Below are 967 nucleotides of genomic sequence, written 5' to 3' on the forward strand. Positions count from 1 at the left end.
AATCAATATTAATTGATGCACTTAGTTTAGTTGTTGGCGGACGCGGCTCCGCAGACATGGTGAGGTATGGTTGTGACAAGGCAGAAATGGAAGCAATGTTTGATGTTCCAGTCAGTCACCCTGTTTGGAATGTATTAGATAAATTAGGTGTACAAGCTTCATCGGAAGAGATGCTCGTTATTAGACGCGAGTTATCTTCTCATGGGAAAAGTAGCAGCCGTGTGAACGGCCAGCTAGTGACGATGACCATGCTTCGCGAAGTAGGCGAATATTTGGTTAATATTCATGGACAACATGAGCATCAATCCTTGCTACGTACGGAGYAGCATTTGGAATGGCTTGATATGTTTGCGGGTGACTTGCTTATAGAGCGCAAGCAAAATTATCGCCTTGTATTTAATCAATTGCAGCAAGCCAGAGCTTCTTTGCGTGAATTAGAAAATTCAGCAAGACATAATGTCCAAATGCTTGATTTATATCGATTTCAAATTGAAGAAATTACAAATGCGCAGCTAAAGCCGCTAGAAGATGAATTGCTTACGGAACAGAAGCGCAAGCTAATGTATGCAGGTAAAAGATTGGATGCTGTTTCGGAGGCTTATTCCTTGTTGTATGGCGGTAAAGGAGTAGATGCAATAAGTAAAGCAATAGCTAAGCTTATTGATATACAAACTTATGATACAGCCAAGCTTAGTCCTATGCTTGAACAACTGCAATCTGCTTTTTATCAGGCCGAGGATGCTGCCTTTCAATTGCGTGATTATCGTGACGGAATCGATTCGGATCCAGATGAGCTTGCCCAAGTGGAAGACAGACTTGATCTAATTAATGGTTTAAAGCGAAAATACGGTGAAACGATACCGGATATTTTAGCTTATTTAGATAAAACAACTAGCGATCGCGACAAAATCGAAAACCGTGATCAACTCCTAGAGCAGCTCCGTGAGCAAGAGGGACAGCTATATAG

General features: G+C 41.5%; 1 protein-coding gene. It reads left to right on the plus strand.

The genetic code is table 11. The features are described from left to right. Nucleotides 1-967, plus strand: a 967-nt coding sequence (locus AC1DWN_RS34345) for a DNA repair protein RecN (RefSeq protein WP_477563283.1), incomplete at both ends; no start/stop codon positions are given.

The organism is Paenibacillus sp. P4_A7 (assembly GCF_056402455.1).